A 7,776-nucleotide genomic window follows, 5' to 3' on the forward strand; every position below is an offset into this window, starting at 1 on the left:
TATAGTAGAGAACCGAAATCCCTTGTTGTTTTCATAACAAGGGATTTTCTAAACTTAAAGGAATGATTATCATGAATAACATCATTAAAAGGAAGCTGGAAATACTCCCGGCAAATCCAGGTTGTTACCTGATGAAAGATAAGCAGGGAACGATCATTTATGTCGGTAAATCTAAAAAATTGCGTAATCGTGTCCGTTCTTATTTTACAGGAGCTAATGATCAGAAAACCCAACGATTGGTTCAAGAAATCGTCGACTTCGAGTATTTTGTCACTTCTTCAGAATTAGAAGCACTCATTTTAGAAATGAATTTAATAAAAAAATATGATCCGAAATATAACGTCATGTTAAAAGACGACAAATCCTACCCCTATTTAAAAATCACAGCTGAAAGACATCCCCGTCTATTGATTACGAGAAAAATTAAAAAGGATAAAGGGAAATATTTCGGTCCGTACCCGAATGTTATTGCAGCACGGGAAACGAAGAAACTGCTCGATCGAATTTACCCTTTGCGTAAATGCAATAATCCATCAGGTAGGCCGTGTTTATATTATCACTTGAACCAATGTAAAGCATGTAGTAAAACACCGCCGACTGAAGAGGAATATGCCAAAATCGTTCAAGAAGTGAGCTCGTTTTTGCAAGGTGGTTACCAGGAGATTAAAGGGAATTTAACAGAGAAAATGTATGAAGCGAGTGAAGCGCTGAACTTTGAAAGGGCGAAAGAACTGCGAGATCAAATTCAGCATATCGATGTTGTCATGGAGAAACAGAAAATGACAATGGCCGATAAAACGGATCGTGACATATTCGGGTACAGTTACGATAAAGGCTGGATGTGTATTCAGGTATTCTTCATGCGCCAAGGTAAGTTGATTGAACGGAATGTAACAACTTTTCCTTTTTATGATGATCCAGAAGAGGCGTTCACTAGTTTTATTGGAAGATTTTATTTACACCAAAATCATTTGAAACCGAAAGAAATTCTAATGCCAATTGGTACAAATAACGAATTGATCAGTAAGTTGTTGGAAGTCCAGGCACATACCCCTTTCCGTGGCAGGAAGAAAGAACTTGTTGAATTAGCGATGAAGAATGCAACGATCGCCTTAAATGAGAAGTTTCTTTTAATTGAAAGGGATGAAGAACGGACGATTATCGCAACAGAGAAGCTTGGTGAGATTCTTAATATTGAAACGCCTTATCGCATTGAAGCCTTTGATAACTCGAATATCCAAGGCACAGATCCAGTTTCCGCGATGATAGCTTTTGTAGATGGTCGGCCAAGTAAAAAGGATTACCGCAAATATAAAATTCGAACAGTTGATGGTCCTGATGACTATGAAACGATGCGTGAAGTAATCCGAAGAAGGTATACGCGCGTACTTAAGGAAAATCTACCACTGCCTGACTTGATCATTGTTGATGGTGGAAAAGGCCAAATAAGCGCGGCGACGGATGTGCTCGAAAATGAATTAGGCCTTGATATACCAATAGCCGGTTTAATAAAAGATGAAAGACATAAGACAAGTGAACTACTCTATGGCTCGCCGCCAATGATTGTTCCACTTGAGCGGCAATCTCATGAATTTTATCTTGTCCAACGGATTCAGGATGAAGTGCACCGGTTCGCAATTACGTTTCACAGGAATCTGCGCAGTAAGGGATTATTCCAATCTTCTCTGGATGGTATTCCAGGTGTCGGTGAAAAACGGAAAAAGTTATTGCTCCGACATTTTAAATCAATCACGGAGCTGAAAAAGGCGTCGGTCACAGATATTACTAAACTTGGAATTCCATCGAACACAGCCCAAGAGATCATCAATCATTTAAATGAAATAGATGCACAGGAGAAAGAAGAAACAGAAGAAAAAACGAATTCATAATACGAATCTTCATTCAGCGAGTGTCATTGCTCTTTTCCCATTGAACTTGCTTTCGTGAATTAGGGCGCTAGCGTCCGTTATCTTCTGGCTGTATAACTTAATAAATCTGTCTGTTGGAAGGGAGATTGCACCACTATGAAAATACGCACTGCTCTCGTATAAATAGTACGAAGAAACAGTGCGTATCTTTAATTTGTGTAAAACACTGTGAATTGGATTTGATGGATGCGGCGATTGATCTCTTCTTTGCATTCACATTCTATTCCATCAATCATTTGTACAGCTTCCGCTAGAAAGCCCGCTTCCAAACGAAAATCTGCTTCTAGTGGACCTTTTAAGCGCAATACGACCGAATCAGAGAGGAGATGAAATATTTTCTCCTGTTTTTTTTCTTTTACGAGTTCCATTTTGCCGATACCTAACATTTCAAAGATATATGTAATATCATCTATAGAATTTATTTCAAATTTCCTTGCAAGATTTTTCCCCATGAAATAAAGCAATGTAGGTGCCTCGTTGCCTAATAGATCAGGAAGCGCGAGATAACGAAGGACATCAAACCCTGCACCGGATGTCTGTAATTCTTCAAGTTGAGAAATCGGGATCGTCGTCAGCTGCTTACTCATTTCTGTCACCCTTTCCATCCTAGACTGTCAATATACTAAACTATCATAAATAGACTTTTATTCATTATACAATACATAAATACAGCGAACCAGTCCTAACTGGAGTTAGGATAATTACGTGCTGCTGCGAGTCCGCAGTTACGATAGTTCTCCGTAAATTAGGATGTCTGCTACCGTACTATGCATTCTGCAAGATTCGCGCTAAGACCCGACACATCGGACGTGCTAATGCAGACGTTGCCATATACGAGAGCGTGTATTCTTAGTCTGCCTCGAAAGAAAAGCGTTTCCTGAGAAGGCTCATCGTCTTCGGATTCCTTACTGAGTCTTTTTTAAACGCAAATTATTTTAAGTTTGGTATAATTAAATTATGGAAGTTTTTAGAAGGTCCAAGCTGCTTACTTCGGAATTGTTAGAAATAAAATCGTTTTCTTGACGGTTTATAAACTAAGAAGTACAATAAAAGTGTTACAATTTTGTATCATTTTAGAGGTTCATGTAGAAAAAAGTAGAACCTATTAAACTAAAATGATAACTAAATATGAAATTATTAACCTACAAGGGGGGAAAAACATGGCGGGGCAACGTGATTTTTACTGGAGAAGGTTACATTCTTTACTAGGTGTTGTTCCAATCGGAATATTCTTAGTCCAGCACTTAATAATTAACCACTTTGCCGTGTATGGAGAAGAAAGCTTCAATAAAGCAGCAGGATTTATGGGAGGGCTTCCATTTGTCATATTACTGGAAATCTTTGTGATCTACCTGCCGATTCTTTATCATGCAGTATTAGGGGTATACATAGCGTTTACTGCAAAGAATAACGTAGCGAAATATGGATTCTTCCGCAACTGGATGTTCAAGCTGCAACGCTGGACAGGAATTATTACATTAGTATTCATTGCATGGCATGTATGGGAAACACGCGTCCAGATTGGACTTGGAAATGCTGAAGTAAACTACAGCTTAATGGAAGGAATTCTTTCTAGCCCATTTATGTTCTGGTTCTACATAATCGGTGTAGTTTCAGCTGTATTCCACTTCGCTAATGGTCTGTGGAGCTTCTTTGTAACATGGGGTATTACGCAATCACCGAAATCGCAGCGGGTGTTAACATATGTAGCACTCTTCATTTTTATCGCGGTAAGCTATATCGGTGTAAGAACATTAATTCAGTTTGCGTATGGTGTGTAAAAGTAAGTAATTAGAGGAGTGAGTCAAATAAATGAGTAATCGTAAAATTGCTGTAATTGGTGGTGGTCTAGCAGGATTAATGGCTACAATCAAAGCAGCAGAAGCAGGTGTAAAAGTTGATTTATTTTCAGTTGTTCCTGTAAAACGTTCTCACTCTGTATGTGCTCAAGGTGGAATTAATGGAGCGGTTAATACGAAGGGTGAGGGAGACTCACCATGGCTTCATTTTGATGACACGATATACGGTGGAGACTTTTTAGCTAATCAACCACAGGTAAAGGCAATGTGTGAGGCGGCTCCGGGGATTATACATATGTTTGACCGGATGGGAGTTATGTTTAACCGTACACCAGAAGGCCTACTAGACTTCAGACGTTTTGGTGGTACACAAATGCACCGTACTGCATTTGCCGGAGCAACTACGGGGCAACAATTATTATATGCATTGGATGAACAAGTCCGTCGTTATGAAGTAGAGGGACTTGTTACAAAGTTTGAAGGATGGGAATTTCTCTCAGCGATCATCGATGAGGAAGGTGTCGGTCGGGGAATTGTTGCTCAGGACATTAAATCACATGAAATTCGAGCATTCCGTTCTGACGCTACTATTTTCGCAACAGGTGGTCCTGGTATCATATTTGGAAAATCAACGAACTCGATGATCAATACTGGTTCAGCTGCAAGTATTCTTTATCAACAGGGAGTCAAATATGCAAACGGAGAATTTATTCAAATTCACCCGACAGCAATTCCTGGAGATGATAAACTGCGCTTAATGAGTGAATCTGCTCGTGGAGAAGGTGGACGGATCTGGACATATAAAGACGGGGAGCCTTGGTACTTCCTGGAAGAGAAATATCCAGCTTATGGAAATCTTGTACCGCGTGATATTGCTACGAGAGAAATCTTTGATGTTTGTGTGAACCAAAAGCTTGGTATTAATGGAGAGAACATGGTTTATCTTGACCTCTCGCATAAGGACGCAAAAGAACTTGATATTAAGCTTGGTGGAATTATAGAAATCTATGAAAAGTTTGTTGGAGAGGATCCGCGTAAAGTTCCGATGAAGATATTCCCAGCAGTTCACTATTCGATGGGCGGACTTTGGATTGATGAAAATCAAATGACAAATATCCCAGGGATTTTTGCAGCGGGAGAGGCTGATTATTCTCAGCACGGTGCGAACCGTCTAGGTGCAAACTCGCTACTATCCGCAATTTATGGTGGTTCTGTAGCAGGCCCGAAAGCGATTGAATATATTGACGGACTTGATAAACATGCAGAAGACATTAGTGACCAGCTCTTTGACGAGAAAGCACGAAAAGAGCAAGCGAAATTCGATGAGCTATTAGGCATGGATGGGACCGAAAATGCTTATGTGTTGCATAAAGAGCTAGGTGAATGGATGACGGACAACGTAACTGTTGTACGAGAAAATGAAAAGCTGCTTCAAACAGATGAAAAAATTCAGGAGTTACAAGAACGCTGGAAGAATATCAATATTAATGATACTTCTCGTTGGAGTAACCAAGGAGTCATGTTTGCGCGTCAGCTGGATAGCATGTTGCATCTTGCGCGTGTTATTACTATTGGTGCCTTTAAGCGTGATGAAAGCCGCGGAGCACATTACAAACCGGCATTCCCTGAACGTAATGATGACGAATTCCTGAAGACAACAATCGCGGAGTTTGACAGCAAGAATGTGGAACCGATTATTAGTTATGAAGAAGTTGATGTGTCATTAATCAAGCCTCGTAAACGTGACTACACAACTACACACTAAGGGGGAGAATACAAGATGGCTGAAAAAAGTACAGTTACATTTATTATAACTCGTCAAGACAGTCCAGACTCTGAACCCTACGAAGAAACGTTTCATGTTCCATACCGTCAGAATATGAACGTTATTTCCGCGTTAATGGAAATTCAACGGAATCCGGTGAATGCAAATGGGGAAGAGACATCACCGGTTATGTGGGAGATGAGTTGTTTAGAGGAGGTATGTGGTGCCTGTTCGATGGTAATTAATGGTACCGCAAGACAATCATGTGCAGCGTTGGTTGACCAGTTGGAGCAGCCAATCCGCTTGGCACCAATGTCGACTTTCCCGGTTGTACGTGATTTAATTGTCGACCGTGAGCGGATGTTTGATGCATTGAAACAAGTGAAAGCTTGGGTTCCAATTGACGGAACGCATGATCTTGGACCTGGTCCAAGAATGCCGGAGAATAAACGGCAGTGGGCGTATGAACTTTCAAAATGTATGACGTGTGGTGTTTGTTTGGAGGCTTGCCCGAATGTTAACGACAAATCCGACTTTATCGGACCGGCGGCTCTTTCACAGGTGCGCTTATTTAATGCCCACCCAACAGGAGCAATGCATGCAAGTGATCGATTAGAAGGTTTGATGGAGGATGGCGGTATCAGCGGCTGTGGTAACTCACAAAACTGTGTACAAGTATGTCCGAAAGGCATCCCGCTTACTACTTCGATTGCAGCAATGAACCGTGCAACAAATCTACACGCCTTCAGAAGCTTCTTTGGCAGTGACAAAACACTATAAAGTGAAACTTAATAAGTCGGGGGTATTTTATCCCCACTTATTATTAGTTGAACAAACTGGAGTATAGGGCCCGTTAACTTCCATCAAAACTCCTTTGGTAGACTTTTTGATGTGGGAGTTTTACGGACGATTGTACTGGGATGAAATAAAGCGAATGGTCCTTACCTATGTAGGCGAGGACCATTCCGTTATTTAAGGGGGAGCATTGCGATGAAGGGAATAGATTACATAAATGATTTGGAGACATGGCGTTCCGAATTTTCTTTTTCCATACCGATAAAGGTACGTTTTTCTGAAACGGATTTATATGGTCATGTCAATAATACGTCCGTTTTCATCTATTTCGAAGAGGCGCGAATTGAGTTTTTGCAATCTTTTGGCTCATTTAGGGATTTGGATCAAAAGAAACGAGGGTTTGTTGTCGCTGACCTCCAATGTAATTATCTCAAGCAAATGTTTTTCAATGAAACGATAGATTTCTATGTTAAAGTGGAAACAATCGGTACAACATCCATGGACTTACATTATATGGCGGTTAATAATCAAGGTGAAATAACGGTAACGGGAAGAGGTCGTGTCGTTATGATGGATTTTACAACGAACAAAGCCTGGGCTATCCCTGAGGAAATGAAAGCAATGCTTGCAGACAAAAATCATGTACGCTAAATAGAGGAAACCGACTTTCTATGAAAAGGAAGTCGGTTTTTTAAAACTCTATGTATCTTTTAAAACAGATTCATTCTTATATTAATCTTCAGGAGTTGAAACGGTAAAGCCACGTTCGGCGAATACTTTTTTCGCGACAGAAAGTGCATGCAGCACACTAGGGAATCCTGTATATGGAATGAGATGCATAATACAACCGACAATCTCTTCCGGTGTTAGACCAATAGATAATTTTACGGACTGTATATCCCCCCACCTTCACATGTTGAGCTTCCCTCATGTTTAGAGATGGGGGTATTACAGACCGTTAGTGCTTGATAAATTAGACCGACTTCCACTAAATGAAAGTCGGTCTAAATTACAGCTTAAGTTCTCCCATACGAAGAAGCTCAACGACTGCCTGTGAACGCCCCTTTACCCCCAGTTTCTGCATCGCGTTTGAAATGTGATTTCTCACGGTTTTTTCCGATATAAACAGTTTCTGGGCTATTTCTTTTGTTGTCATATCTTGTACAAGCAGTTCAAATACTTCCTTTTCTCGCTTCGTTAATAATTGCTTCGGTTTATAGTTGCTGTCCTTCAAATTATAACCCCTCCTTGCTCTTGATAGAGCTGCTTTTTGAAGGGAATTATTTAGTCATTATAGCTTATGAACGGAAAGGAATTTAGTGCGTGGTAAATGACCTATTTTAAAGCCTTTACTCCGTAGATAAGGGGCTGGGACATAACTAGCCAAAAATAGTAAATAAAAAGGTTCCAAGCAATAAAAAGTTTGCTTGGAACCTTTTTTTTAGGAGTTTCTCTATCTCCCGGCACGATTTTGCTGTTCATGGCGGCT

The 7,776-nt window shown here is 40.3% G+C and carries 7 protein-coding genes and 1 pseudogene; 5 read left to right on the forward strand and 3 right to left on the reverse strand.

All coding sequences use genetic code 11. The annotated features are described in order from the left end of the window. Nucleotides 1-71 precede the first annotated feature (71 nt). Nucleotides 72-1,889, forward strand: a complete 1,818-nt coding sequence (uvrC, locus tag GN217_RS17065) for an excinuclease ABC subunit UvrC (RefSeq protein WP_156857863.1) — start codon at nt 72-74, stop codon at nt 1,887-1,889. 188 nt (nt 1,890-2,077) lie between these two features. Here the strand turns inward: uvrC and GN217_RS17070 are convergent, their stop codons facing one another. Further along, nucleotides 2,078-2,515 (reverse strand): YslB family protein, encoded by a 438-nt coding sequence (locus GN217_RS17070; RefSeq protein WP_156857864.1) that lies wholly within the window; start codon nt 2,513-2,515, stop codon nt 2,078-2,080. Nucleotides 2,516-3,088: 573 nt separating this feature from the next. On the opposite strand from GN217_RS17070, the gene GN217_RS17075 reads away from it, so the two are divergent. From GN217_RS17075 to GN217_RS17090, 4 genes are all read left to right on the forward strand, one after another. Then, a complete protein-coding gene (locus GN217_RS17075; RefSeq protein WP_156857865.1) occupies nt 3,089-3,709 on the forward strand; it encodes a succinate dehydrogenase cytochrome b558 subunit in 621 nt (206 codons plus the stop codon). A gap of 31 nt (nt 3,710-3,740) precedes the next feature. After that, complete coding sequence (gene sdhA / locus GN217_RS17080) at nt 3,741-5,492, forward strand: succinate dehydrogenase flavoprotein subunit (protein ID WP_156857866.1); 1,752 nt, start codon at nt 3,741-3,743, stop codon at nt 5,490-5,492. Between the two features lie 15 nt (nt 5,493-5,507). After that, nucleotides 5,508-6,272 (forward strand): succinate dehydrogenase iron-sulfur subunit, encoded by a 765-nt coding sequence (gene sdhB, locus GN217_RS17085; RefSeq protein ID WP_156857867.1) that lies wholly within the window; start codon nt 5,508-5,510, stop codon nt 6,270-6,272. A 210-nt stretch (nt 6,273-6,482) separates the two neighbouring features. Continuing rightward, the gene (locus GN217_RS17090; RefSeq protein ID WP_156857868.1) at nt 6,483-6,938 is read left to right on the forward strand and encodes an acyl-CoA thioesterase; all 456 of its coding nucleotides are present in this window, start codon (nt 6,483-6,485) and stop codon (nt 6,936-6,938) included. Between the two features lie 81 nt (nt 6,939-7,019). Here GN217_RS17090 and GN217_RS17095 read toward each other — a convergent pair. Continuing rightward, nucleotides 7,020-7,169, reverse strand: a pseudogene (locus GN217_RS17095) (carboxymuconolactone decarboxylase family protein); the annotation flags it as partial. 127 nt (nt 7,170-7,296) lie between these two features. Beyond that, the gene (locus GN217_RS17100) at nt 7,297-7,521 is read right to left on the reverse strand and encodes a helix-turn-helix domain-containing protein (protein WP_156857869.1); all 225 of its coding nucleotides are present in this window, start codon (nt 7,519-7,521) and stop codon (nt 7,297-7,299) included. Between the last annotated feature and the right edge of the window lie 255 nt (nt 7,522-7,776).

The sequence above is a fragment of the Oceanobacillus sp. AG genome, assembly GCF_009746545.1.
Lineage (GTDB): Bacteria > Bacillota > Bacilli > Bacillales > Amphibacillaceae > Oceanobacillus > Oceanobacillus indicireducens.